We start from the raw sequence: 25451 nt of genomic DNA, 5'->3' as shown, positions 1-25451 counted from the left end.
AAGCTGTCCTTACGTCCAAGCTGTCATGCCCAAGCCGTCATGCTCAAGCCGTCATGCCGGACAGGCCCGCAAAAACGGAAAGGCCGGGCAACTGCCCGGCCTTTCGTTCGTCTCGGCCCTTCGTTCGTCTTGGCCTTTCGATCGTCTTGGCGCTCACGCCTTGATCAGCGGCACCTTGGGCACCGAGCTGCGGGCGGGGCCCGGGCCGCCGCCCTTGGCGGCCTTCGGCTTGGCCTTGGCGCGGAACGAGGCCTTGCGCTTGCGCGGCTTCTTGACCGGCGCCACCGGATCGGGCTTCGGCGTCACCGGCCCTTCGAGAAACTCGAAGCCGAGCTTGCGGCCGCCATCCGCCTCCTCGACCACCACCTTGACGTGGCCGCCGCTCTTGAGCTTGCCGAACAGCACCTCGTCGGCCAGCGGCTTCTTGATGTTCTCCTGGATGACGCGACCCATCGGCCGCGCCCCCATCTGCTCGTCATAGCCGCGCTCGACCAGCCACTCGGTGGCCTGGGGCGTGAGCGCGATCGTGACGTTGCGGTCGGCGAGCTGGGCTTCGAGCTGCAGCACGAACTTCTCGACCACCAGGGCGATGATCTCGGGCGACAGGTGCGCGAACGGGATCACCGCATCGAGACGGTTGCGGAATTCGGGGGCGAACATGCGGTTGATCGCCTCGGTGTCGTCCCCTTCCCGCTTGGTGCGGGTGAAGCCATAAGCCGCCTTGGCGAGGTCGGCCGCGCCGGCATTGGTGGTCATGATGATGATGGTGTTGCGGAAATCGACCTGCTTGCCGTTGTGGTCGGTCAGCTTTCCGTGGTCCATCACCTGCAGCAGGATGTTGAAGAGGTCCGGATGGGCCTTCTCGATCTCGTCCAGCAGCAGCACCGAATGCGGGTTCTGGTCGACCGCGTCGGTCAGCAGGCCGCCCTGGTCGAAGCCGACGTAGCCCGGAGGCGCACCGATGAGGCGCGACACCGTGTGCCGCTCCATGTACTCGCTCATGTCGAAGCGGGTGAGCGGCACGCCGAGCACGGAGGCGAGCTGCTTGGCCACCTCGGTCTTGCCGACGCCGGTCGGGCCCGAGAACAGGTAGGAGCCGATCGGCTTCTCCGGCTCGCGCAGGCCGGCGCGGGCGAGCTTGATGGCCGAGGCCAGGGCCTCGATCGCCTTGTCCTGGCCGAACACCACGCGCTTGAGCGTCTGCTCCAGATTGGCCAGCACCTCGGCGTCGTCCTTGGAGACGGTCTTGGGCGGAATGCGCGCCATGGTGGCAACCACCGCCTCGATCTCCTTGACGCCGATGGTCTTCTTGCGCCGGCTCTCCGGCTGCAGCATCTGCGCCGCACCCGACTCGTCGATCACGTCGATCGCCTTGTCCGGCAGCTTGCGGTCGTGGATGTAGCGCACCGCCAGATCGACGGCCGCCTTGATCGCCTCATTGGTGTAGCGGAGCTTGTGGAAGTCCTCGAAATACGGCTTCAGCCCCTTGAGGATCTCGAAGGCGTCCTCCGGCGTCGGCTCGTTGACGTCGATCTTCTGGAACCGGCGCACCAGCGCCCGGTCCTTCTCGAAGTACTGGCGGTACTCCTTGTAGGTGGTCGAGCCGATGCAGCGCACGCTGCCCGAGGACAAAGCGGGCTTCAGCAGGTTGGAGGCGTCCATCGCCCCGCCCGAGGTCGCACCGGCGCCGATCACCGTGTGGATCTCGTCGATGAACATGATGGCGCCGGGATAGTTCTCGATCTCCTTGATGACCTGCTTCAGCCGCTCCTCGAAGTCGCCGCGGTAGCGCGTGCCGGCGAGCAGCGCGCCCATGTCGAGCGCAAACACCGTGGCGTTCGCCAGCACCTCGGGCACCTCGCCATTGACGATGCGCCGCGCCAGCCCTTCGGCGATGGCGGTCTTGCCGACGCCGGGGTCGCCGACGAACAGCGGGTTGTTCTTCTGGCGCCGGCACAGCACCTGGATGGTGCGCTGGATCTCGGAATCGCGGCCGATCAGCGGATCGATCTTGCCGTCGCGCGCCTTCTTGTTGAGGTTGATGCAATAGGCTTCGAGCGCGTCGCCCTTCTTCTTGGGCTCGTCGCCCGGCTTGGTGTCGGCCTCGTCCTCGACGCCGCGCGCCGGGCGGCTCTCCGACAGGCCGGGCCGCTTGGCGATGCCGTGGCTGATGTAGTTGACCGCGTCGTAGCGCGTCATGTCCTGCTCCTGCAGGAAATACGCGGCGTGGCTCTCGCGCTCGGCGAAGATCGCCACCAGCACGTTGGCGCCGGTCACCTCCTCGCGGCCGGAGGACTGCACGTGGATCACCGCGCGCTGGATGACGCGCTGGAAGCCGGCGGTCGGCTTGGATTCGTCGCTGCCGTCGGTGGTGAGATTGTCCAGTTCGCCGTCGATATAGTCGACCAGAGCGCGCTTGAGCTTGTCCAGGTCGACATTGCAGGCCCGCATCACCGCCGCCGCGTCCTGGTCATCGACGAGGGCGAGCAGCAGGTGTTCCAGCGTCGCGTACTCGTGATGGCGTTCGTTGGCCAAGGCCAGGGCGCGGTGCAGGGACTGTTCGAGGCTGCGGGAGAAACTGGGCAATGGGGGCTCCTATTTTTTCTCCATGACACACTGGAGAGGGTGCTGGTGTTTGCGGGCAAAGTCCATCACCTGCGTGACCTTCGTCTCCGCCACCTCATAGGTATAGATCCCGCATTCGCCGACGCCATGGTGGTGGACGTGCAGCATGATGCGCGTCGCCTCGTCGCGGCTCTTGCCGAAGAAGCGTTCGAGGATCAGCACGACGAATTCCATCGGCGTGTAGTCGTCGTTCAGAATCAGCACCCGGTACATGTTCGGACGCCGGGTCTGCGCCTTGGTGCGGGTGATGACCGCCGTGCCCGGCCCCTGCGGCGGCGTGGGCTTTCCCTTGTCGGCCATCGCCCGCGGACGGCCATCCGCAGTGCCGAACCGATCGATCGAAGAAGACTGCTGAATCATGGGCGAGCCGGGGGCAAGTTGACGCAGGCTGGTGGATACGGACGGGTGGACGCGGACGGGTGAAAACGATCTGGCGACGGGTCTCCGCCCGGGCAGCGTAACACCCGGGTAGCGTGACATCGCGGCTTTCGCGCGGCGCCTGCTCCGGATCGTCGCCCGTGCGGACGAAGATCGCGTGGCCGGCGCCGCCGATCGCCACACTGCACACTCATAATAGTTGCTGCCCCCATGCGCCGCCAGTGCGGCCGGTCTGGCGCCGGACGGGGAACACGCCGCGCCGGACCGCGGACGGCCGTCCGCCAGTCATGCGGTCTCCGGTTCATCCCTTCGGGAGACCGGAAACGGTCTCGCCGAAATTCCCATTATCGAACAGGGCTTTATCGGCGTTCTGAGTGCGGCTCGACGGCCCCGCAGGCCGGAAGGCGCATCACATGCCGGTGAACGCTCGCGGCGGACGGTCACGGGCAATGGCCGATGGCCCGCCGGGCGCCACGCCGGTGTGGCGGCACGCCGATCTGGCGCGCAGGCGCCCAACCCAAGGCATTTTATGCAAATGAGGCTGCAGCCTTGATGAAAATGGCAAGATTCACGCGCCATGCTGGAACAGAGGCAGGCTGAACCACACCGGCGGACAAGATAGAATTCGATACATAAAGGTTAATCAATCATTTCTTCGCCATCCGCATTTTGTGCGGCCGACCTAACCGATCCGATACGTCTTAGTTGTAAGTTTAAACAACAGCACGCATCGGAGGCACACGATGGTCCGCTTTTGGCGAAATGAGTCCGGCAACGTCGTCGTCATCTTCACCTTGGCGGTGATCCCAGTCCTCGGACTGATCGGCGCCAGCGTCGACTTCAGCCGCAAGTCACATGCTCTGTCGGAGATGCAGATCGCGGTGGACGCCGCCGCGCTGGCGCTCAGCAAGATGCCGCTGAACACGGCGCAGACCGCCCTGGAGGAAAAGGCCAGGCAGTATTTCAACGCCAACTTCCACCAGAGCGATGTCGGCGACGTGACGCTCACCGTGACGCCCAGCAAGGGTCAGCTGGCGGTGTCGGCCGCCACGACCATGTCGCCGAGCGTGACCATCCTGTCGACCGTGACCTCCATGCCGCTCGCCGCCAATTCCACCGTGAAGTGGGGCAACGGCAAGCTGCGCGTCGCCCTGGCGCTGGACACCACCGGCTCGATGAACAGCGCCAACAAGCTCAGCGCGCTCAAGACTGCGACGAAAGGTCTCCTCGAGCAGCTCGAGGCGCTCGCCGTGAATGACGGCGACGTCGAGGTCGCGATCATCCCGTTCAGCGAGCTGGTCAATGTCGGCACGACCAACAGGAATGCGACCTGGCTCGACTGGAACTCGGTGAACGCCGAATTCGGCACCTGCAGCAAGAATTCCTCGACCAACGTCAGCCGGAAGCGGTGCGTGGCCGCAGGCGGCACTTGGAATGTGTCGAGCAACAAGTCCAACTGGAAAGGCTGCGTGACCGATCGCGGCCTCTTCAACAATCCGAGCCCGACCACCGCCGGCACCGGCTATGATCAGCTCGTCACCGCGCCCAGCACCTCGGTGCCCGCGTCGCTGTTCCCCGCGGCCTCCCCGTCGCTCGACAGCTACTGCCCGGCGCAGATGATCGGCCTCAACCACAATTGGTCGTCGCTGAAGTCGACCGTGAACAGCCTCGTTGCCGGCGGCGCCACCAATCAGCCGCTCGGGCTGGTGTGGGCGTGGCAGGCGCTGGTGGGCGGCGGCCCGCTGACCGCGCCGGACAAGGATCCCCAGTACAAGTACAATCAAGCCATCGTGCTGCTGAGCGACGGCCTCAACACCCGGAACCGGTGGGAAGGCGACGGTTCGAACACCTCGACCGCAGTCGACAAGCGGATGTTCGACAGTTCGAACGGCGGCAAGGGAACCTGCGCCAACATCAAGGCCCAGGACATCACGATCTACACCATTCAGGTCAACACCGGAAACGATGCCGTATCGACCCTGCTTCGGAACTGCGCTTCCGATGCCGACAAGTTCTTTTATCTGACCTCGGCTTCGCAGATGGTGACGGTGTTCGACGAGATCGCCTCTGACCTCGCAAGCCTGTACATCGCGAAGTGAACGGCCCTAAAGGACCAACGGGAAACCGTTTCAAGAACCAAAAGCCCGGCTGATCAGCCGGGCTTTTCCGTCGTTCAGGATGTCGATGTCAGCGGCGGACGCTCTTGCGGCGTCGTCCGTTTCGGGGATCCCGAAGGGGGATCAACCGGAAACCGTCTCAGGCCTTCGGCGTGAGCTTGCCGAGCACGTTCTCGTAAGGCTTGTAGGCTTCCTTGGCGAGATCGGTGTAGAGCGTTCCGAGCTTCGTCGCCTGCGAAATCCATCCTTCATAAGCCGACTTCACAAAGTCGGTCTGGATCTCGATCGCCTTATCGAGCGAACGGGCGCCCAGCATTTTCTCGGCCGCGGCCGACCCCTGCTCGAAGGACTTCTTCGAGAAATCGACCATCTCGACGGCGATCGCCTGGACGCCCTTCGTGACTGCACTTACGGACTTTACCGCAAGATCGACGTTTTCTTTTCCGAGCTTCTGAATTTCGTCAAAATTCTGGAACATCTGGGCTTCCTCTCTTTCCGCTGTCCCGCCGCAGAAACGGCGTTTCCGCAATTGCCCTGCCCGGATGGTTGATACCGCAATGCAGCATTTTGGTCAAGATTTTGTACCGCACTGCAATATATCGCTGCCTTTGTTGAAGTCTCTTAACACCTCGTTAACCGCCCCACCCCACACTAGGGGTATTTCCCGCGTCGCGGATGCGTCCGGGCCGGCCCGGACGCCCGCAGCACCCAGCCTACGGACCCGGCCGACAGAGACGGTCGTCGGATCACCGCGTGATCCCGCCGCCCCGCATTTGCCGCACATGGTGACAACGGCCGCAAGGATCGCGGCTGCCAACAACAGCAACGGACCGCGCCAATGAATGTGCTCGCCCCTGGACAGAGTTTGTTGCCTTTCGCCATCCGCGTCATCGCCATCGCCGCAGCCTTCGCCATCGCGCTTCCCGACCCGGCGGATGCCCGGGCCAAGAACAGCCGCAGCAAGTCCTCATCAGCCGCCTCCGAGCAGCGCGCGCGGGCGGCGGCGGCAACGTCGTCCGGACAGTGGCGCAGCGGCTACGCCGCCATCGTCGTCGATGCCAATACCGGCAAGGTGCTGCACGAGAGCGAGCCCGATGCGCTCCGCCACCCGGCCTCCGTCACCAAGATCATGACCCTCTATATGCTGTTCGAGCAGCTTGAGGCCGGCCGCCTCCGGCTCGACAGCCAGCTGCCGGTGTCGGCCCGCGCCTCGGCGCAGGAGCCGACCAAGCTCGGCCTCAAGCCCGGCTCGACCATCGAGGTCGAGGACGCCATCAAGGCGCTCGTCACCAAGTCGGCCAATGACGCCGCGGTGGTGATCGCCGAGGCCGTCGGCGGCGACGAGGCCTCCTTCGCCGCGCAGATGACCCGCAAGGCGCGCGCGCTCGGCATGTCGCGCACCACCTTCAAGAATGCGTCGGGCCTGCCCAATCCCGAGCAGGTGACCACCGCCCGCGATCTCTCGGTGCTCGGCCGCGCCATCCAGGAGCGGTTCCCGCGCTATTACCGCTACTTCTTCACCCGCCAGTTCGTCTGGCGCGGCGGCGCCATCGCCAACCACAACAAGCTGCTCGGCCGGGTGGAAGGCGTCGACGGCATCAAGACCGGCTACACCCGCGCCTCCGGCTTCAACCTCGTCACCTCCGCCAAGCGCAACGGCCGCCACATCGTCGGCGTGGTTCTCGGCGGCCGCTCCGGCGCCTCCCGCGATGCCCAGATGGCCAGCCTGATCGAGGCCAGCCTGCCGAAGGCCTATGCCGGCGGCCAGACGGTGGCGCGCATTGCCGAGGTCGAGCCGGCCCAGGTCGAGCCGGCCCAGGTCGAACCGGCCGAGGCCGTTCCGCAGCCGGCGCCACGGCCGATGAGCCGCGAGCCGCTCGCCCTCGCCGCCATTGCCGTCGCCGATCAGGCGCCGACCGCCGCGATCCCGCAGCCGGCTCCCGGCTCCACCGAGCCGCTGCGCCCGACCGCCGTGCGCTCGGTCCCGGTCGGCCCGGTCACCAACACCGCGCCGCTCGGCGCCGTGGTCACGCGGGCTTCCGCCAGCTCGGCGTCCACCTACACCACCGCCTCGGCCTCGGCGGCGCCCGGCCAGATCGCCCCGGCGGTGATCACCATTGCCCCCGAGCCGGCGCCGCACACCCTGGACGCGCAGGTGCGCGCCTACGCGGCCTCCGCGCAGCCGACCCGCCCCGCGTCCATTCAGGTCGCCTCGGCGCAGATGGCCGCGCCCGCCGTGCCGCCCGTCCGGCATGCCGGCCGCAGCGAATGGATGATCCAGATCGGCGCCTTCCCGGCGGAATCGCAGGCGCGCGACAAGCTGCGCGAAGCCCAGAACCGCAACAAGGGCCTGCTCGGCAACGCCGATCCGTTCACCGAGAAGGTGGTGAAGGGCTCGACCGCGCTCTATCGTGCCCGCTTCGCCGGCTTCGACGAGGAGCGCGCCCACGAGGCCTGCCGGGTTCTCAAGAAGTCCGACTTCGCCTGCATGCCGCTGCGGAACTGAGGCCGCAGGCGTTTGCCAACGACCCGCCGCCATGGCCGGGCTTGTCCCGGCCATACACGTCTGTTCGAAAGTCGTTTCAAGTCGTGGATGCCCGCGACAAGCGCGGGCATGACCACGGCGCGAATGCGCCGGACGCGAGCAGCAATTCAATCGCGCCGATGCCGCGTGATGTTAAACCAAAGATAAAGGATTACCGACAATATTAGCTAAACGAGGCGCAGACATGCCTCGGTTAGGGTTCCTTCGCGCGTGGAGTATCAGCGATGGTGCCGCAGAAGTACGTCTTTGGCTTCATTGACGCGGGCCGCCAGCCAATCGGTTCCGCCCTGGTCGGGGTGCAGCCGTTTCATGAGCGTCCGGTGCGCCCGTCGAATGTCCTCGGCGGCGGCTCCTGGCTCAAGGCCAAGGATCTCATAGGCCTCCTGCTCGGACATCGCACCGTCGCGCCGTCCCTCACCGCGCCCCGCTGCCGCATCCGCCTCGCCGTCTTCACGCCAGCCGGGCGCGCGGCGGTCAAGATACGCTTCCAGTAGCGCGCGGCTGTCGCCGTCGGCGGCGGCGTAGAGGTCGCCAAGCTCCGCCAGGGTCAGGTCGGCCAAGGCGCGGCCCTGATGCGTGCCGGCGGTCACGGTTCCGCGCATCTCGCCGCTGTCATGGTCGAGCTCCATGTCGAGCAGCGCGGTGCGGGCGCGCGAGACCTGCCCGGTCGAGCGCTGGGTCCGCTGGCTCCACCCCGCCGGCCGGTTCGGCAGCCAGCCGAGCAGCGACAGGCCGGCGAACAGCAGCGGCGCCGCCACCAGGAAACGTCCGGTTACCGCCAGCAGCAGCCCGGCGGCCAGCGCCAGCCCGCCGCCGATCTGCGACAGCCGGGTGACCAGCGTCTTGGGGTCGAGCTTCGCCAGCCGGTCGAGCCCCCACAGCGCCAGCAGCAGCGCAACCAAGCCAATGGCCAGCATCATCATGGCGCGCGCATCTGCTCGAGCAGCAGGCGCGCCCCCCGCCCTTCGCGGTCGGCCAGCGCGGTGAGCGCCCGGCGCCCGCCCGAGGCGAAGGCCGCCACCGCCTGCAGCAGCGCCCGCAATTCCGCCGCGGCGCCGGGCCCGAACCGGCAATAGGCGCCGCGCGTCAGCCGCGCCACCTCGCGGAACGCCTGCTCGGCGACCGGATCCGAACCCTCCTGGAACAGGAAGGCCGGCACCCCGCGCAGCGCCAGCGGGCCGGCGGCGGCGCAGAGGTCGTCGAGCGACTCCTCCATGGCATCGCCGACGAACGCAAGGGCATGAACCCGGCCGCGCTCGGACTCCTGGCCGGCATGGCGCAGCACGCGGGCGATCTGGGTGTGGCCGCCGCGGCAGTCGATCGACGTCATCAGCCGCTCCAGGCTGGCCGCCTCCGACACCCAGCGCGAGGCCCGGCACTCGCCGAGACCGCGGTAATAGACGAGCTGCACTTCGAGGCCGGCCAGCGTCCCCGCCTCGCGGAACATGTCGGCCTGCAGCCGCATCGCCATGTCCCAGGTCGGCTGCCGGCTCATCGTGGCATCGAGCGCGAACACCAGACGCCCGCGCTCGCCGGCCCCCACCGCCGGCGCGCGGCGCTTCACCTCGTCGAGAAACGCCGCGACATCGCTGCTGCGGTCCAAGGCTTTGCCTTCCCCGGCAACGGCTGGCGCTTTGGTCTCTCGGCTTGCCATCAATGGACTCGAACACAACGGCCTGCCCTTTAGGTGGGGCCGAATGCCCCGGCAGGCAACCGCGCGGGCCGGCCCTATTCGCCGGCCATCAGGCCGGGATCGGCGCCCGACCAGCTCTCGCGCGGATCGGCGCGGCCACGGCCACGCACGTCGAGCGGCAGGTTGAGGAAGTCGAGCAGCGAGCGCACCTCGTTGCGCGCGGTGAAGTGCGACAGATTGGGCTCGATGCCGAACAGCGAGCGGTCGAGCGTGTCGAGCACGGTCAGGCCGCGCGCGAACAGTTCGCGGTAGATCACCCGGTCGGACAGGCCGTTGGACGGGCGGAAGTCGAGCGTGGAGGCCAAGAGCGACAGGCAGCGCTCCAGATTGCGGCCGTTGCGGGTTTCGAACTGGCCGACGCGGTTGCGCACCACGATCCAGTCGGTTGTGCCGCCATCGGCCAGCCGCCGCTGCCGGCGCGCCTCGCACACCAGCTCGGCATACTGGCTCACCGCCAGCAGCTCCCCGGTCTCGGAATCGACCCGCGCCAGCACGTCGAAATCGATGAAGCTGTCATTGAGCGGGGTGATCAGCGTATCGGCCATGGCATGCGCCAGGCGCATGAGATAGCTGTCCGACCCGGGCGTATCGATCACCACGATATCGTGGGTATGCTCCAGCGTGGTGATGGCCGCGGCGAACGACGCGAACTCGTCGGTCTCGTTGCGGTCGATCTCGTTATGGGTCGCGCGGTCGACCGTGAAATGATGCGACAGTTCGAGCTCGATCCCCATCCGGACGGCCAGCGCCCGGCGGTTCTCGACATAGCGGGTGAAGGATTTCTGCCGGCAGTCGAGATCGATGGTGGCGACGAGGTAGCCGGCCTTCATCAGCGCCACGGCCAGATGCATGGCGATGGTCGACTTGCCGGAGCCGCCCTTCTCGTTGCCGAGCACGACCACGTGCGCCCCGCGCCGACGCGCGGGCTCGTTCGTGACCGGCACCGATTCTCGACGCATCGAGCACTACCCGAATCCGACGCAATGCGCCGAATTGTCGGTGCTATGTACCTCTCCGGTCAAGCGCTTGGCATCATTTTCACCGGGCAATAGGTTTGCCAAGGACAAACGGCCAAGATTAAACAGTGAAGATCAAACGGCCAGGACTGAACGACCAGGACTGAACGGCCCTGGGATAAACGGCCAAGGACAAACGGCCAAGGATGAGCGGCAATCACGCGCTCGCCATCCGGTCGCGGTGATCGGGCCGGCGAGTTCCCGGCGAGTTCCGGGCGAGTTCATGGGGGGAGACGAGAATGGCCAAGGAAACGCGGGTCGTCCGCTCGGTCCGCAGCCTGCGCCGCGCCATCGAGCCGTGGGCGGCGGCCGGCGAGCGCATCGCGCTGGTGCCGACCATGGGTGCGCTGCACGCCGGCCATCTGGCGCTGGTGAAGCTGGCCAAGCGCAAGGCCGAGCGCGTCGTGGTGTCGATCTTCGTCAACCCCACCCAGTTCGCCCCCACCGAGGATTTCTCCAAATATCCCCGCACCTTCCGGCAGGATTTCCGCAAGGTCGCGGCGGCCGGCGTCGATCTCGTCTATGCGCCGACGGCCGAGGAGATGTATCCGGACGGCTTCGCCACCCGCATCGTGCCGGAGGGCGCGGCGCTGGCCGGGCTTGAGGACACCTTCCGCCCGCACTTCTTCGGCGGCGTCGCCACCGTCGTCGGCAAGCTGTTCCTGCAGGTGCGGCCGGACATCGCGGTGTTCGGCGAGAAGGACTATCAGCAACTCAAGGTGGTCACCCGCCTCGCCCGCGACCTCGACCTGCCGACCCGGATCATCGGCGCGCCGACCACGCGCGAGGCGGACGGGCTCGCCCTGTCGTCGCGCAATGTCTACCTCTCGGCGGACGAGCGCGCCCGCGCGGTGGCGCTGCCGCACGCGCTGGTCAAGGCGGCCGAGTCGATCGCCGCCGGCCAGCCGGCCAGCCGGGCGCTGGCCCAGGGCCGCGCCATGCTGTCGCGCGCCGGCTTCGAGATCGACTATTTCGAGGCGCGCGACGCCGAGACCCTGGCGCCGCTGAAGCGCGGCCAGCGCCGCGGCATCCGCCTGCTCGCCGCCGCCCGCATCGGCGCCACGCGGCTCATCGACAATCTGGCGGTGCCGGAAGCTTGACGGAGTTACAGCAACCCGAGGTCGGCCAGTTCCTGGCGCAGCGCCTCGGGCATGTCGGCGACGCCCGCGCCGGCCTGATCGAGATCGGGCGGCGCGTCGGCCGGCGGCAGGTAACGCCAGCCCTGGAACGCCCGCATCGGCCGCGGCACCGTGCGCACCACCTGCGGCTCCAGCACCAGCTCGCAGCGGCCGATGCCCTCGGCATCGACCACCGGGCGCAGATCGATCAGCCGCTGCCGGCACTGGATCAGGCCCTTGATCACCCAATAGAGCGAGCCGCCGGCCAGAAGCTCGGCCCGCCGCTTCGGCGTCATGCGGGTGGTGTGGACCTGCTCCAGCGGCCGGCCCTGGCGGGTGCACTCGCGCATCCGCGCCGCGATCCAATCTTCGAGGTCGGCGACGGCATCGCAGCCGACGCACAGCTTGACGAGATGGAGCGGAGTGGTCGCGGAGTCCGGCATCGCCGCGTCCTACCATGCGCAGACGACGGCCGTCATCCAAGCGCCGCGTTGCCGCACCGTCGTCCCGGGCAAGCAGCGAAGCTGCCCGGGATCGTGCGCAGGAAGGGGCTCCTTCGGAAAACGATCCCGGCTCTCGCTGACGCTCGGCCGGGATGACAGGCTGACGCGTCTCACCCCTCCAGCGGCGCGATCAGCATGATCTTCGCGCCATCCGCCACCTGGGCGCCGACGCTGACCGCCACTTCCGCCACCGTGCCGTCGATCGGCGCGGTGAGCGCGTGCTCCATCTTCATCGCCTCGATCACCGCGATCGTCTGGCCCTTGCGGACCGGATCGCCCGGACCGGCGGCGAGCGCCAGAACCTTGCCGTGCATCGGCGCGGTGACGATGCCGCCCTCGTCGAGGTGCTCGATGTCGATGGCCTCGATGTCCTTGGCCTTGACCGTGGCCTGCCGTCCGTGGCGGACCGCGATCACCGCGTCGCCGGCCTCGATCACCGCCGCATCCGCCGCGCCGCAACCATCGACGCTGACCGCCAGATCCGGCCCCGAATAGCGCACCCGCGCCGTCACCGTCTCGCCATCAGCCGTGACCTGCAGCCCGACCTCGCGGGGGCCGGCGAGGTCGAAGGCATCGAGCACGTCCCACGGCGAGGCCGCCTCGTCGGTCCGCGCGCGCGCCAGCGCTGAGAGCCGCGCCTGTTCCCGCCGCACCAGCCGCGCCGTGGCCGCCGCCACCGCGCCGGGATCGGCGCCGCGCTGCGGCAACAGCTCGTCGAGATGGCGGTCGATGAAGCCGGTGTCGAACCTGCCGGCGCGGAAAGCCGGATGCCGGGCGAGCGCCGCCAGGAACGGCGCATTGGTGCGCGGCCCCGCCACCAGCGTCTCATCGAGGGCCGCCGCCAAGCGGTCGAGCGCCTCGTCGCGGGTGGCCGCGTGGGCGATGATCTTGGCGATCATCGGATCGTAGTGCGGCGAGACCTCGCCGCCCTCCTCCACCCCGGAATCGACGCGGATGCCCTCGCCCACAGGCAGCTTCAAGGCCCACAGCCGCCCGGTCGAGGGCAGGAAGCTGCGCTCGGGATCCTCGGCATAGAGGCGGGCCTCGACCGCGTGGCCGTCGATGGCGAGGTCGCCTTGCGCAAACGGCAGGCGTTCGCCCGCCGCGACGCGGAACTGCAGCTCGACCAGATCGAGCCCGGTGATCGATTCGGTTACCGGGTGCTCGACCTGCAAGCGCGTGTTCATCTCCATGAACCAGAAGGCGTCGGGCCTCAGACCCTTCGAGCCGTCGGCGATGAACTCGACCGTGCCGGCGCCGACATAACCCACCGCCTGCGCCGCCTTCACCGCGGTCTCGCCCATCAGCGCCCGCATCTCGGGCGAAAGCCCCGGCGCCGGCGCCTCCTCGATCACCTTCTGGTGGCGGCGCTGCAGCGAGCAGTCGCGCTCGAACAGATGCACGGCGTTGCCGTGGGCGTCGGCGAACACCTGGATCTCGACATGGCGCGGGTCGGTCACGTAGCGCTCGATCAGCACCCGCGGATCGCCGAACGCCGCCTCCGCCTCGCGCCGGGCGGAGGCCAGCGCCTCGGCGAAGCCGGCCGGGTCGGCCACCTTCTTCATGCCCTTGCCGCCGCCGCCCGCGGTGGCCTTGATCAGCACCGGAAAGCCGATCTCGACCGCGGCGTCGGCAAGCCGCGCGGGGTCCTGGTCGGCGCCGTGATAGCCCGGCACCACCGGCACGCCGGCTTTCGACATCAGCGCCTTGGCGCCGTCCTTGGCGCCCATCGCCCGGATCGCCGAAGCCGGCGGGCCGATGAACACCAGCCCCGCCGCGGCGCAGGCATCGGCGAAATCGGCACGCTCGGACAGAAAGCCATAGCCGGGATGGATCGCCTCGGCGCCGGTCTCGCGCGCCGCCGCGATCAGCCGCTCGGCGGCCAGATAGGAGTCGCGAGCCGGCGCCGGGCCGATGCGGCAGGCGGCATCGGCGAGCCTGACGTGCGGCGCCGCCGCGTCGGCGTCGGAATGGACGGCGATGGTGCGAAGCCCGAGGCGACGCGCGGTTCGGATGATGCGGACGGCGATCTCGCCGCGATTGGCAATCAGGACGGAGCGGAACATTGGAACCGACGGTTGCGCACAGGGAATAGGACTATGCGCAACCGGTTCCCCGCCCGTCAATCCTCGCTGGGGACCTCGGGCGCCTCGTCCGGCTCCGGCGGCGGGGTCAGCGATGTCGGCGGCGGCAGCCGCGGCACGGCGGGCTGCACCGGCGCGGTCACGGGTGCGGCCGGCTGCGGACGCGGCACGGTGGCCGGCCGCGCCACCGGCTGCGGCGGCGGCTTCGGGGCTGTGGCTGGCGCTGCCGTGGGTGCCGTCGCGGGCGCTGCGGTCGAAGGCTTGGGCGATGGCGCAAGGGTCGATGGCGCAGGAGCAGAAGGTGCCGCGGGCTTCGGCGCAGCGGCGGGGGGCGGCGGGGCACGCTCTGCCGGAGGCGCAGACCGCGGCACGGCGGACGGCGACAGGTCGGTCGGCGGACCCAGGCTGTCGCTGGGAGACGGCCCCGGCCCGAGCGTCGGCGTGCCCGGCGGCATCTCCATCGTGCCGGAGGTCACCGGACCGGACGGGCCGGCCAGCGCCGGATCGAGACGCGAAGGATGCTGGCGGAACCCGAACGGGCCGGGGCGGCCGGGCGTCCAGATCGCCGACTGCTTCTCGACCAGCGTCTCGAAGGTGCGCGCCGCCATGTTGGCCTTGATCTTCTCGGCGTCCTTGAACAGCTCGAACTGGGCGCAGGCATCCGGCCGGCACTGCTCCGACTCGGTCAGCACATAGGCGACGAGCCCGAAATCGTCGTTCTCCAGGGCCCGGCGCAGCCGCGTCGTGCGCGAATCATCCGGCCCCAGCCCGCTGGCCGGCAGCGAGGCAAGCGCCAGAAGCTCCAGCCGGTCGCGGGTCAGCGACACCGCCGCCGCGGCATTCTCGGGCTTGGCGAACACCGTGCGCTCGCAGGCGGCCCGCAGATCGGGATTGGTCACGCCGTTCACGCAGGCCAATAGCGGATTGTTCTCGATCGGCGAGATGATCGCCCGCGACAGCCGCTCGCCGAGCGCGATGCGCGCCGACTGGACCTGCTGATCCTCCAGATACTGGAAGCCGCGCCAGGCGACGAAGCCGATGAGCACGATGAGCGCGAGACGCCACAGCCCGCCGCCCCCGCCATCATAGCCGTAGGGCCGAAACAGCCGGCCGGCCAGCAGCACGACAAGGAGCGCGGCCACCGCCACGATCACCCAGGCGGGCACACCCACCGGCTGTGTCCACGCACCGCTTGCAAGAATGTCCGCCAGGGACGCGAACCACGTCCGGGCGGAGTCGAGGGTCGCCGCTGCCTGATCCATAAGAACTTACTACCATGAAGGATCGCGGCGGGAGTGTGGCCGTACGGACACAATCACCCGCCGATGTTTCGGCTGCGACCGAAGCGGCGGACGGCGGCGCACCGGCCGCCCCCGCCGCGCGGCATCGAGCCGCGGAACCGGCGAGCGGCGCGCCGGCTGCCGGAAGTCCCATTCCGGACAGGAGGGCTGCCGGCGAAGGTCCAACCGCACACCACGTGACTTTGCGGACGCCCGACGACTGGCGAAACGCTGTCCGGCCCCCCATATGCCGCCGGAGAAATGCCCCAAAGGAGGATTCGACCATGGCCCGACCCGCGTTCCGACGCTCCCTTGCTCTTGCGGCGACAGCCCTGGTGCTGGCGTGGCCGATCGGCGAGGCTGCCGCCAAACCGGGCAAAGGCTTCGGAATGGGCAGCCGCGGCTCGCAGACCTTCAGCGCGCCGCCGGCCACCAACACCGCGCCGCGCCCGGCTGCGCCGGTCGAGCGGTCGATGACCCAGCCGGGCCAGACCAATCCCGGGGTCAATCAGGCCCGTCCCGGCCAGCAGGCGGCCCAGCCCGGCGGCTCGTTCGGCCGCGGCCTGCTCGGCGGCATCGCCGGCGGCCTGCTCGGCGCCGGCCTGTTCGGCCTGTTGATGGGCAGCGGCTTCGGCGGCATGGCCGGCGTGCTCGGTTTCCTCGTTCAGATTGCCCTGATCGGCGGTCTGGTGTGGCTGGCGCTGCGCCTGTTCCGCCGCCGCCAGCAGCCGGCCTATGCCGGCATGCCGGGCCAGGGCGGCCCCTCGCCGCTCAACCGGGCGGGGCTCGACTCCGGCGCCAACAGCGGGTCCGGCCTCAATGCCGGTCGCGCGCCGCTGTTCGGCGGTGGCGCTGCCGCGCCGTCGCCGCGCAAGGCCGGGTTCGACGGCGTCGGGCTGACGGGCGCCGACTTCAACATGTTCGAGAAGCTGCTCGGCGACATCGAGATTGCCTATGGCCGCGGCGACCTCGCCACCCTGCGGCAGGCGGCGACGGCGGAGATGGCCGGCTACTTCGCCGAGGATCTCGCGGCGGATGCCGAGGCCGGCCGGGTGAACCGCATCGACGACGTGAAGCTGCTGCAGGGCGATCTCGCCGAAGCGTGGCGCGAGGGCACGACCGACTACGCCACCGTCGCCATGCGCTTCTCGATGATCGACCGCACGCTCGACAAGGCCACCGGCCGCCTGCTGGAAGGCTCCGAGGAGCCGAGCGAGACCACCGAGGTGTGGACCTTCCGCCGCGATGCGGGCGGCGCCTGGAAGCTGTCGGCGATCCAGCCGGCATAAGCTGTCGGCGATCCAGCCCGCATAGACAGAGGACGCCTCTTCTCCCCTCCCCCCGCGAGCTTCGCGAGCGGTGGGGAGGGGTCGGGGGTGGGGGGCGCGGAACACCTCGGCGCGCGTCGTCCAAACCGAAAGTGTGCGGGCCACCCCCCACTCCAACGGCTCCCGCCAGCGAGGCGCTTTCGTCCCCGGCAGGTCGGATCTCCGGTGGCAAACCGAGACGGTTTCCAGCCCAAAGGGCCGGAAAGCGGGTTGAACAGCATCGACGGCCCCGGGCGTCAGCGTCCGGGGCCGTTTGCATGACGGGGTGTTGCAGAGGATGCGCGGTCGAAGCGAGCGCACCGGAACGGCCGGCAAGGTCAGCCGGAAACCTTATCACATCAGCGGGTGATCACAGCAGCGGGTAGCTCTCGGCGGGCGGCCCCGACAGCGCCGCCACTTCGCGGAGCGCGGCGATGTCGTGGATCGTCAGCACGTGGTTCTCCAGCGTCAGGATGCCGTCCTGACGGAAGCTGCGCAGCACGCGGTTGAGGTGGACCGTGGTCAGGCCGAGCGCATCGGCCAGCTGCAGCGAAGTCAGCGGCACGCGGAACCCCTCGTCACGGGCCATCTGCCGCTCGCGCAGCCGCTGGTACAGATCGAGCGTGAAGTGCGCGAAATTGCGCCGGGCGTTGCACGCCCCCACAACCGCCAGACGCTCGGAGATGCGCTGCTGTTCGGCCAGCAGCATCACCGTGAGGCGGCGGGCCAGCGACGGCACATTCAGCATGTCATCGATCTGCCGGCAGTCGAGCGCGCAATAGGTGACGTCGGTCACCGCCTGCACGGCATGGCGCGCCGCCCCGCGCAGCACGCTCTCCAGGCCGATCATGTCGCCCGGCAGCAGCACCTTGATCAGGTGGCTCTCGCCCGACGGCAGCGTGATGGTCTTGATCGCCCATCCGGAATAGAGCGTCAGCAGGCGGGGCTTCTGGCTGCCCTGCTCAAGCAGGTATTCGCCCGACCAGCTTCGGCCGTGCGCCGTCTTGAACCGCTGCATGAACTCGAGTTCTGCATCGGTCATGCTGTCGAAGAAGCCGAATTGTCGTAGCCGGCACTCGCGACACCGAGGCATTGCCGTTGTCACCGACGAAATCGCCGGCCGTAACGGAGTCGCGGTGCGGGGGGAGCTCACCATCGCCATCGCCGGTACCTTGAAATGTCTTACCTCTCTGGCGTGTATCGACCGCCAGGAGTCCGCTAAATCCCCCATCAAAATTATACGCTGGAGCCTCGGCCTGCATAGCGCCCATGCGAGCGCAAGAGACGGCCTCGCCCCAGGCCGCAAATCGCCCAGACTCGGAGGGGAGGCCGCATATTGTCAGAAAACGGTCATAAAAATTGAATTACGCTGGAACAAATCAAAAACATCAACAAAAATTCCAAAGAGCCATCTCACAACATTTGTTGCATCAGGGCATAAAATCTACCGTGATCGCCCTCGCCCGCTTCGCCCGTGCGCCTTTTCCCCCGGCACCCAACCTCATCGGCAACACGCGGAGATTGACGACATCACCTTACGCCAGCCGCCTCCCCTGGCGGTAGGCGGAAAGATCGCGACCCTGTCGGCCCAGCCATGCGGGACCGGCAACCCTCTGACGAGCGGTGCCGGCCGCGCCGCCATGCGGTGCAGCGCGCGCCTCGTCCCGGCACCCGGCAGACCGAGCGCGCTCAGCCCGCCGGCAGGCGCGCCTCGAAACAATCGGCCCAAAGCACCTCGACATCGGTCCGGCCGGGCGAAGCGTCCCAAGGCCCCTCGTCCGCGCCGGCGCTCTCCGCCTGCGACAGGCAGCCGCTCAGGGCATCGGCGACCAGCGCGCCGTTGCGGCAGCCCAGCTCGAACATCGAGTCGTTGGCCGAGCTCAGCAGCACCAGGTTTTCGCCGATCGTATCCTCGTCCTGGCCGGTGACGTCGGCCCACGCGCCGGCCTGCACCAGCGCGAGCGTGTCATTGTCCAGCTTGCCGGCCTGCAGCTCGGCGAGCCGGGTGATCAGCATCGCCAGGAACCCGATGACATAGGGATCGGACCAAGCCTGTTCCGCGATGGCGCCGAACCGGAACCGGCTGCCCTCGACCAGCGGGGCGACTAGGGCCGCCACCCGCCTTCGGGTGCGTTGCGCCCGCCACAGCGACAGCATCACGCCCTCCCCTTCCCGCCGGCTACCGGAAACGGTCTCGCCGCCTCCGCGTGCGAGAGCGGCGTGCCGGCGACCGGGCGCCCCCTCGAAGGCGTGATCGGCCGCAAACCGGCTCACCCGGCACGTCGATCTGTTTTAGTATCAATTGCGCTCCAATATACAGGGCTCCCCTGCGAGGTCGCACCATGAACCGGCTGCCGCCCCGGCCCGATTTCGAAAAGATTGAGGCCGCCGCTCCCGCATCGGCCGATCAGCGCACCGCCGTGCTCGCGCTGATCGGCAACATCGTGTTCAGCTGGTCGAACAATGAGAGCCTGCTGATCTATGTGATGATGCTCCTGCTCGACAGCGACGAGACCACCGCCGCGATCGTGTTCTCGACCCTGAACACCACGCGCGCCCGGCTCGATCTCATCGAGCGCCTGTCGCGCGCCAACGTCACCGACCGCGCCCTCGCCAAGGAACTGGCGCGGCTGATGGAGCGCTTCAACGCCTGCACCCGCGCCCGCAACGAGTTCAATCATTGCATGTACGGGCTCGACGAGCAGGGCCTGATCACCCACACCCGCTCGCTGCGCCTGGAATTGACCCGCACCCGCCTGCAGTGGGGCACCGAGCGGCCGATGGACGAGACGCGCCTGCAGGAGATGACCACGCTGCTGCGCGAGCTGCGCGCCCTCAATCGCGACCTGTGGGAGTTCCTCCCCCGCCTGCAGACCGGTGTGCGGACACTCTCCAGCCGCCCGTCCGCCCCGGCGGCGGCGCGCCCCTGAAAAAACACACACGTGGCAGAGACAATTCCGGGAACAATCCCGGAAGAAGCGCGTTCTCACTTGTTTACCTTCTGTAGCCGCGCGGCGTTTCCACGTCCGGCCGGGATTGCGCAAGCCCGCGCGCGAAGTTCCCAAAGCGATTCCACCAGCATCCCCGCCGGAAATTCACGTTCGGGAACGGCATTCGCGTCGAGAGGACTTTGAACCGCCCTCCGCCGCCGGCCGGATTTTCGCCGAGTCGCACCCCGGAAAGATGGTTAATCTTCAGCATGGCAATAAAGCCTGCCGAAATTCGCCGGCGGGGCCACCTTTGTTTTGATTGACTTTTTTCCAACTGGCCGGCCCACAGATGTACTCAGCCGCAACAAATGTGGTCTGACGGCATCGCGAAGTTTGACCCGCGTCAGATCAGCAGACATCATTACGCAGTTAACCGCATATTAACCAATGTGGCGGAGACGAAATCGCCATGAGGAAAATATTCGGTTAGCAAAAAATCTCTGCACCGCAGAATGCAGTGTGGAACCTTTAGTCAAAACAAGCATTACCGAGTTGTTCGCTAAGTTGCAATAATCGCAACTGACGCGAAAACGAAGGTTTTCGCCTGAAAGACGAGGAGGCGCCGCACCAGTACCAGCTTTCATCACAATTTTTCCGGACAACGACCGCATGGCTCCCAGCGCATGGCGGGAGTTCAGGTCGCGACGCCGGATCAAGCTCAAAATCTGTCAATTGCACTGCTGCGTGTAACCTGGAACGCTGACGTAGATGATTGGCGTTGTGGAGACACAGGCGGTGCGTCCTTCCAAGCTTTCTTGAAGCAGGAGACGTACTATGTCACGCAATCGTGGTCGGGACGATCAGGCGCAGGCTCAGGGCCAGCTCGAAGGTCAGGCTCAAGGTCAGCTCGAAGCGCAGGCGCAGGGCCAGCTTGAACTGCAGGCGCAGGGCCAGGGTCAGGGCCAGAGTCAGGACCAGTCCCAGTCTCAGGGCCAGAACACCTACCAGAGCGCCTTCCAGGGCGTCGGTCAGGCCGCGTTCGCCCTGAATGACAACAAGAACGAAAACGAGAACGAAAACGAGAACAAGAACGAGAACACGGTCGACAACAAGGTCGAGAACAAGGTCGAGAGCAGCGTCGACAACGACGTCGAGAACAAGGTCGAGAACAACGTCGAGAACAATGTCGACGTGAACGTTGACGTCAAGGTCGACCTCGAGCTCGACGGCAAGCTGACCACGCCGGATGACGACGACGTGATCGACATCGAGGAGATCGCCTGCATCAACGACAGCATCGTGATGCCGGATGTCGTCACCCAGCACCTCGACAATGGCAACATGTTCAATATCGACCAGGTCAACAACTTGGCCGATCAGGATGTGAGCTTCGCGGCGCTGAGCTATGGCAGCAAGAGCTCCGAGCTCGGCGGCCTCGGCGCCCTGGGCGCTGACGACAATGACGGCTCGTCCTTCTCGATGTGGGCCAAGGCCGAAGGCGGCGAAGCCAAGGCCAATGACATCGAGGCCAAGGTCGGCGACGACGGCAGCATCGAGAGCGTGGGCACCACCACCGCCGATGCCATCGTGAACCAGGAAGCCTTCACCCAGAACATCGTGCTGGGCTCCAACATCCAGTTCAACCAGATCGACCTCACGGTCGCTGGCCATGACCTGAACATGGATGATTCCCTCTGACGCATAGACGTCCGGTCGGGGGCCGTGCACGCACGGCCCCCGATTCATCTCGCTCGACAATTTCCGACTTCCAACCGACCGCGTGTGTGCCGGGCTCGGGGAGCGATCCGTTCGAGAGGGACCGTCCATGAACATCCACGATGTGACCGAATTGATCTGGCACTTCGTCGGGCAATTGCGCCTGGACGAGGATCTGTCGCGAAGCCGCATCCAGTATGAGGACGCCGAAGCCGGGCGTGTTCGGGAGGATGTCTTCGGCCGCGTGAAGGACGCTCCGGTTCGCGTCGAGGATCCGGGCGAGAGCGCGCCCACCCCGGTGAGCTACGCGACGTTCGCCGCCGCGCCGGCCCTGACGCCGTTCGTCCCGCATTTCATGCAACCGGGCCTCGCGTCGGTGCCGGTCGAGCCGCTGGACGACATCCATTTCAAGGTTCCGCCGCGCGTCCTGGCCGCACCGGCGCCCGGATCGCTCGCAGGCTGGTACCCGCAGAGCATCGGCCCCGAATACCACCAGACGCTGTTCGAGGCGCGGCAGATCAATCAGCTCAACGACAGCGACATCTTCTCCGACGATCCGTTGTGGGCCGTCGCATTGCCGGTCGCCAAGACGACATGGTCGGTCGATGAGCTCTACGCCACGGCCCAGGACGCGATCCCGGCACACCTCGAGACGGTGGCCGGCGGCGGTTCGCAGGAGGCGATCGCCTATGCCACCAGCCTTGGCAGCGGCGCCTACGCATTTCCTTCCTCCCAGGTCGAGCCCGGCAGCTACCACAATGGCGAGCGCCTCGCCGAGGACCAGACCCTGCCGACCGATATCGGCGCGACCGTCCCCGAAATGCCGCAGCCGACCAACGGCCCGACCGGCGATCTCGGCATCACCACCCAGGCCGCCGAGCTCGGGGCCAACGGCGCCTACAATTCCGCGCTCATCGCCGACGCCAACGGCGCCTGCGGCACGCTGGTGGTGCTGGGCGACAAGTTCAGCCTCAACGCCATCATCCAGATCAACGCCTATTCCGACAGCGACGTCATCAACGCCTATGGCGGCGCCGGCTACGGCACCGCTGGAACCATCGCCGGCGGCGGCAATCAGGCCGACAACCTCGCCCAGGTCGGGTTCACCGAGCTTGAAGCGATGCCGTCGGCCAAGTCCGGCACGCCCTACCGGATCGACGTCGTCGAGGGCGACTTCTTCGACATCCGCACGCTGTACCAGAGCAACACCCTCTTGGACAGCGACGGGGCGAGCCTGACGACCGAAGGCCACTTCTCCCTGGTGCGGACCGGCCAGAACGAGCTCGTCAATCTCGCCGATCTGAGCGATTTCGATCTCTTCAGCTACTACGACGTGATCGTCATCGGCGGTCAGTATTACGACATCAACGCGATCATTCAGCTCAACCTGCTGAACGACAATGACGCGGTCTCGGCCGGCGGCTGCGGCGCCGGGAGCGGTGCGGGTGCCGGCATCAGCACCGGCGGCAACAGCCTACTGAACGACGCCCGGATCGAGAATTACGGCACCACCAACGTCCAGCCGCTCGACGACGACATGGCGAAGTTTTCCGCCTCCCTCGCCGATGGCGATGCGCCCGATGGGGCATCGAGCTGGGGGTTCTCGGACGGCGGCGACGGCTACATCGACGTACTCTATGTCACCGGCAATTTTTTCGACATCAATCTGCTCTGGCAGATCAACACGGTGACCGACGTCGACGCCGCCGCGCTGCAGGCCGGCACCGACGGCTCGGCGACCCAGGTGGTCTCGACCGGCGCCAACGAGCTGCAGAACCAGGCGATCATCGTCGATGTCGATGCGCTGACCAGCGAGTATATCGGCGGCGACGTGTATGAGGGCTCGATCCTGATCCAGGCGAACCTCGTCGAAAGCGACGAAGACTCGGTGGTTCACCATGACACCGAGACTCTGGTGCCGGAAGTCATCGCCTTCACCGGCGGCAGCGACGACTGCGGACACACTGACCCCACCTATGTCGGTCCGCCGGTCACCATGACCGACCACATTCTTGGCACCGTCATGACCTGACGGTGCGGGCGCCGAGACGCCTCGCCACGGCCGGCGGACATCCCCGGCCGGCACAAAAAGCCGAAATCCGCAGCAGAGGCTGACCGATGAAAGACCGCCCCGACGCCCAAGGCCTGCCAAATTCCGGCCTGCCAAATTCCGGATCGGCCGCAGCGGAAAGCGCAGACACCCCGGCCGGCGCCCTCACCTTGCAGGCGACAGCAGAAGCCGAACGCCCCGGCCTCTCCGGAAGCGCACCCGGTGCCCTGACCGCCGACGCCGAGCAGCGTGGCGAGGTGGAAGGCACCGAGGCCGCCGGCGCGCAGCAGCCGAAATCGCCTGTCCTCCAGTCGCGCTGGCGCGACCAGGATTTCCGCACCGTCCTGACCTCCGGCCTCGCCACCTGCCGTCGCAACCTCATCACGGTGGCGGTGTTCTCCTTCTTCACCAATCTGATCGTGCTGGCGGTGCCGATCTATCTGTTCCAGATCTCGGATCGCGTTCTGTCGAGCCGCAGCACAGACACCCTGGTGATGCTGACGGTGGTGGTGGTGGCTGCCCTGCTCCTCCACGTCTTTCTCGACATGATGCGGCGCTTCATTCTGATGCGCATCGCCGTCGAGGCGGAAAGCAAGCTCGGCGCGCCGGTCCTCAGCGCCGCCGCCAAGGCCTCGCAGAGCGGCTCGAACCGCGAGTACCAGACGCTCGCGGACATGCAGCAACTGCGCCACTTCATCACCGGACCGGTGCTGATCTCGATGCTCGATGCGCCGATCGCGCCGATCTATCTCGTCGCGGTGTTCCTGGTGCACCCCGATCTCGGCTTCATCGTCACGCTCACCGGCGCCGCGCTGCTGACGATCGCGGTCATCAACCAGCGGCTCACCGCCGTGCCGTTCTCGCGCGCCAATGCCTTCTCGACCCGCGCCAATCTCCAGGCCGAGGCGATGGCCCGCAACTCCCAGGTCATCAACGCCATGGGCATGATCCCCGAGGGCGTGGCGATCTGGGGCCGGGAGACGGCGGAGTCCCTCAAGTCGCAGGTGACGGCGCAGGACTACAACATCTACATGGCCGGCCTGTCGAAGTTCATCCGCCTGTGCACGCAGATCGCCATTCTCGGCTGGGGCGCCTGGCTGTGCCTGAATGCCGAGCTCACCGGCGGCATGATGATCGCGGCCTCCATCGTCGCGAGCCGCGCGCTGGCGCCGATCGAGGGCACCATCGAGGGCTGGCGCGGTTTCGTGCAGGCGCGCTCCGCCTATGGCCGCATCCGCTCGCTGCTGCAGAACTCGCCGCTGAATTTCGAACGCCTCCGCCTGCCCCATCCGGCCGGCCGCCTCACCGTCGAGCGCATTCTCTACGTGCCGCCGCCGAACAAGCGGGTGATCCTCAACGGCGTGTCGTTCCGTCTCGAACCGGGCGAGTCGCTGGCCATCGTCGGCAATTCCGGCGCCGGCAAGTCGACCCTCGCCAAGATGCTGGTCGGCTCGGTCATCCCGACCGCGGGCAGCGTGCGCCTCGACTCGATGGATCTGCGCAACTGGGATCCGCGGCAGTTCGGCGAGAGCGTCGGCTATCTGCCGCAGGACGTCGAGCTGTTCCCGGCGACGATCAAGGCCAACATCGCCCGCATGCGCACCGACGCGACCGACGAGGCGATCTTCGAGGCGGCCGAGCTTGCCGACGTCCACGAGATGATCTCGCACTTCGCCCACGGCTACGAGACGATGATCGGCGTCGACGGCAGCCCGCTGTCCGGGGGCCAGAAGCAGCGCATCGGCCTTGCCCGCGCCTTCTATGGCCGTCCGCGCCTCGTCGTGCTCGACGAGCCGAACTCCAACCTCGACGTCGCGGGCGAACGCGCGCTGGCCAACGCCCTCACGCGCGCCAAGGACTTCCAGATCACCGTCGTCGCCATCACCCAACGCCCGGCGCTGCTGCGCAGCGTCGACCGGATCCTCATCCTGAAGGACGGCGCCGTGCAGGCGACGGGCAAGCGCGACGAGATGCTCGCTCTGCTGGCGGGCAGCAACAAGTCGAACACCGCCGCTGCGGCGAGGCCTGCGATCGATTCCTTCGCAATGGCGGAAACCTGAGGAGGGGGATGTGTCAGTCGTTGAGTCCG

General features: G+C 67.4%; 19 protein-coding genes. 8 read left to right on the top strand and 11 right to left on the bottom strand.

The window, feature by feature from the left end; translation table 11 throughout:
- Positions 1-153: 153 nt before the first annotated feature.
- Both clpA and clpS read right to left on the bottom strand, forming a co-directional pair.
- Positions 154-2586 carry an ATP-dependent Clp protease ATP-binding subunit ClpA gene (gene clpA, locus BLTE_RS06215; RefSeq protein WP_126398545.1) on the bottom strand — a complete coding sequence of 811 codons (2433 nt, stop codon included), beginning with the start codon at positions 2584-2586 and terminating at the stop codon, positions 154-156.
- A 9-nt stretch (positions 2587-2595) separates the two neighbouring features.
- A complete protein-coding gene (gene clpS, locus BLTE_RS06210) occupies positions 2596-2925 on the bottom strand; it encodes an ATP-dependent Clp protease adapter ClpS (RefSeq protein WP_244600195.1) in 330 nt (109 codons plus the stop codon).
- A gap of 821 nt (positions 2926-3746) precedes the next feature.
- Between clpS and BLTE_RS06205 the strand changes: the two genes are divergently transcribed.
- Positions 3747-5102: a TadE/TadG family type IV pilus assembly protein gene (locus tag BLTE_RS06205; RefSeq protein WP_126398541.1), complete on the top strand. Its 1356-nt coding sequence runs from the start codon at positions 3747-3749 to the stop codon at positions 5100-5102.
- Between the two features lie 157 nt (positions 5103-5259).
- Here the strand turns inward: BLTE_RS06205 and BLTE_RS06200 are convergent, their stop codons facing one another.
- The gene (locus BLTE_RS06200; RefSeq protein WP_126398539.1) at positions 5260-5598 is read right to left on the bottom strand and encodes a phasin family protein; all 339 of its coding nucleotides are present in this window, start codon (positions 5596-5598) and stop codon (positions 5260-5262) included.
- Between the two features lie 390 nt (positions 5599-5988).
- Between BLTE_RS06200 and BLTE_RS06195 the strand changes: the two genes are divergently transcribed.
- Positions 5989-7626, top strand: coding sequence for a serine hydrolase (locus BLTE_RS06195; RefSeq protein WP_280177365.1), 1638 nt, complete (start codon positions 5989-5991; stop codon positions 7624-7626).
- A 257-nt stretch (positions 7627-7883) separates the two neighbouring features.
- On the opposite strand, the gene BLTE_RS06190 is transcribed toward BLTE_RS06195, so the two are convergent.
- The 3 genes from BLTE_RS06190 to BLTE_RS06180 all read right to left on the bottom strand — a co-directional run bounded on the left by BLTE_RS06190 (position 7884) and on the right by BLTE_RS06180 (position 10302).
- Positions 7884-8588 (bottom strand): DnaJ domain-containing protein, encoded by a 705-nt coding sequence (locus tag BLTE_RS06190; RefSeq protein WP_126398536.1) that lies wholly within the window; start codon positions 8586-8588, stop codon positions 7884-7886.
- Positions 8585-9319, bottom strand: coding sequence for a vWA domain-containing protein (locus BLTE_RS06185; protein ID WP_126398534.1), 735 nt, complete (start codon positions 9317-9319; stop codon positions 8585-8587). Before BLTE_RS06185 ends, BLTE_RS06190 begins: the two co-directional genes overlap by 4 nt.
- Before the next feature lie 74 nt (positions 9320-9393).
- Positions 9394-10302, bottom strand: coding sequence for a division plane positioning ATPase MipZ (locus BLTE_RS06180; protein ID WP_244600140.1), 909 nt, complete (start codon positions 10300-10302; stop codon positions 9394-9396).
- 311 nt (positions 10303-10613) lie between these two features.
- Here BLTE_RS06180 and panC point away from each other — a divergent pair, with 311 nt between their 5' ends.
- On the top strand, positions 10614-11474 hold the full coding sequence (gene panC, locus BLTE_RS06175) for a pantoate--beta-alanine ligase (protein ID WP_126398530.1): 861 nt from the start codon (positions 10614-10616) through the stop codon (positions 11472-11474).
- A 5-nt stretch (positions 11475-11479) separates the two neighbouring features.
- On the opposite strand, the gene BLTE_RS06170 is transcribed toward panC, so the two are convergent.
- The 3 genes from BLTE_RS06170 to BLTE_RS06160 all read right to left on the bottom strand — a co-directional run bounded on the left by BLTE_RS06170 (position 11480) and on the right by BLTE_RS06160 (position 15251).
- Positions 11480-11935 (bottom strand): DUF1489 family protein, encoded by a 456-nt coding sequence (locus BLTE_RS06170; protein WP_126398528.1) that lies wholly within the window; start codon positions 11933-11935, stop codon positions 11480-11482.
- A gap of 170 nt (positions 11936-12105) precedes the next feature.
- Positions 12106-14061 (bottom strand): acetyl-CoA carboxylase biotin carboxylase subunit, encoded by a 1956-nt coding sequence (locus BLTE_RS06165; RefSeq protein WP_126398521.1) that lies wholly within the window; start codon positions 14059-14061, stop codon positions 12106-12108.
- Between the two features lie 56 nt (positions 14062-14117).
- The gene (locus BLTE_RS06160; protein ID WP_126398519.1) at positions 14118-15251 is read right to left on the bottom strand and encodes a hypothetical protein; all 1134 of its coding nucleotides are present in this window, start codon (positions 15249-15251) and stop codon (positions 14118-14120) included.
- Between the two features lie 392 nt (positions 15252-15643).
- Between BLTE_RS06160 and BLTE_RS06155 the strand changes: the two genes are divergently transcribed.
- Positions 15644-16648, top strand: a complete 1005-nt coding sequence (locus BLTE_RS06155) for a TIM44-like domain-containing protein (protein ID WP_126398517.1) — start codon at positions 15644-15646, stop codon at positions 16646-16648.
- A 388-nt stretch (positions 16649-17036) separates the two neighbouring features.
- On the opposite strand, the gene BLTE_RS06150 is transcribed toward BLTE_RS06155, so the two are convergent.
- Positions 17037-17708: a Crp/Fnr family transcriptional regulator gene (locus BLTE_RS06150; RefSeq protein ID WP_160140536.1), complete on the bottom strand. Its 672-nt coding sequence runs from the start codon at positions 17706-17708 to the stop codon at positions 17037-17039.
- A gap of 647 nt (positions 17709-18355) precedes the next feature.
- Entirely contained in the window at positions 18356-18823 is a 468-nt protein-coding gene (locus BLTE_RS06145) for a hypothetical protein (protein WP_126398513.1), read from the bottom strand.
- A 185-nt stretch (positions 18824-19008) separates the two neighbouring features.
- Between BLTE_RS06145 and BLTE_RS06140 the strand changes: the two genes are divergently transcribed.
- The 4 genes from BLTE_RS06140 (at position 19009) to BLTE_RS06125 (ending at position 25422) form a co-directional block, all read left to right on the top strand.
- On the top strand, positions 19009-19596 hold the full coding sequence (locus BLTE_RS06140) for a hypothetical protein (protein ID WP_126398511.1): 588 nt from the start codon (positions 19009-19011) through the stop codon (positions 19594-19596).
- A gap of 834 nt (positions 19597-20430) precedes the next feature.
- Complete coding sequence (locus BLTE_RS06135; RefSeq protein WP_244600139.1) at positions 20431-21294, top strand: hypothetical protein; 864 nt, start codon at positions 20431-20433, stop codon at positions 21292-21294.
- Positions 21295-21421: 127 nt separating this feature from the next.
- On the top strand, positions 21422-23344 hold the full coding sequence (locus BLTE_RS06130) for a hypothetical protein (RefSeq protein ID WP_126398509.1): 1923 nt from the start codon (positions 21422-21424) through the stop codon (positions 23342-23344).
- Between the two features lie 86 nt (positions 23345-23430).
- Entirely contained in the window at positions 23431-25422 is a 1992-nt protein-coding gene (locus BLTE_RS06125; RefSeq protein WP_126398507.1) for a type I secretion system permease/ATPase, read from the top strand.
- Positions 25423-25451 lie beyond the last annotated feature (29 nt).

The sequence above is a fragment of the Blastochloris tepida genome (assembly GCF_003966715.1).
GTDB classification, from domain to species: Bacteria; Pseudomonadota; Alphaproteobacteria; order Rhizobiales; family Xanthobacteraceae; genus Blastochloris; species Blastochloris tepida.
Note: the sequence above shows the minus strand (reverse complement) of the source record. Positions and strands in the feature narration are given on the sequence as shown.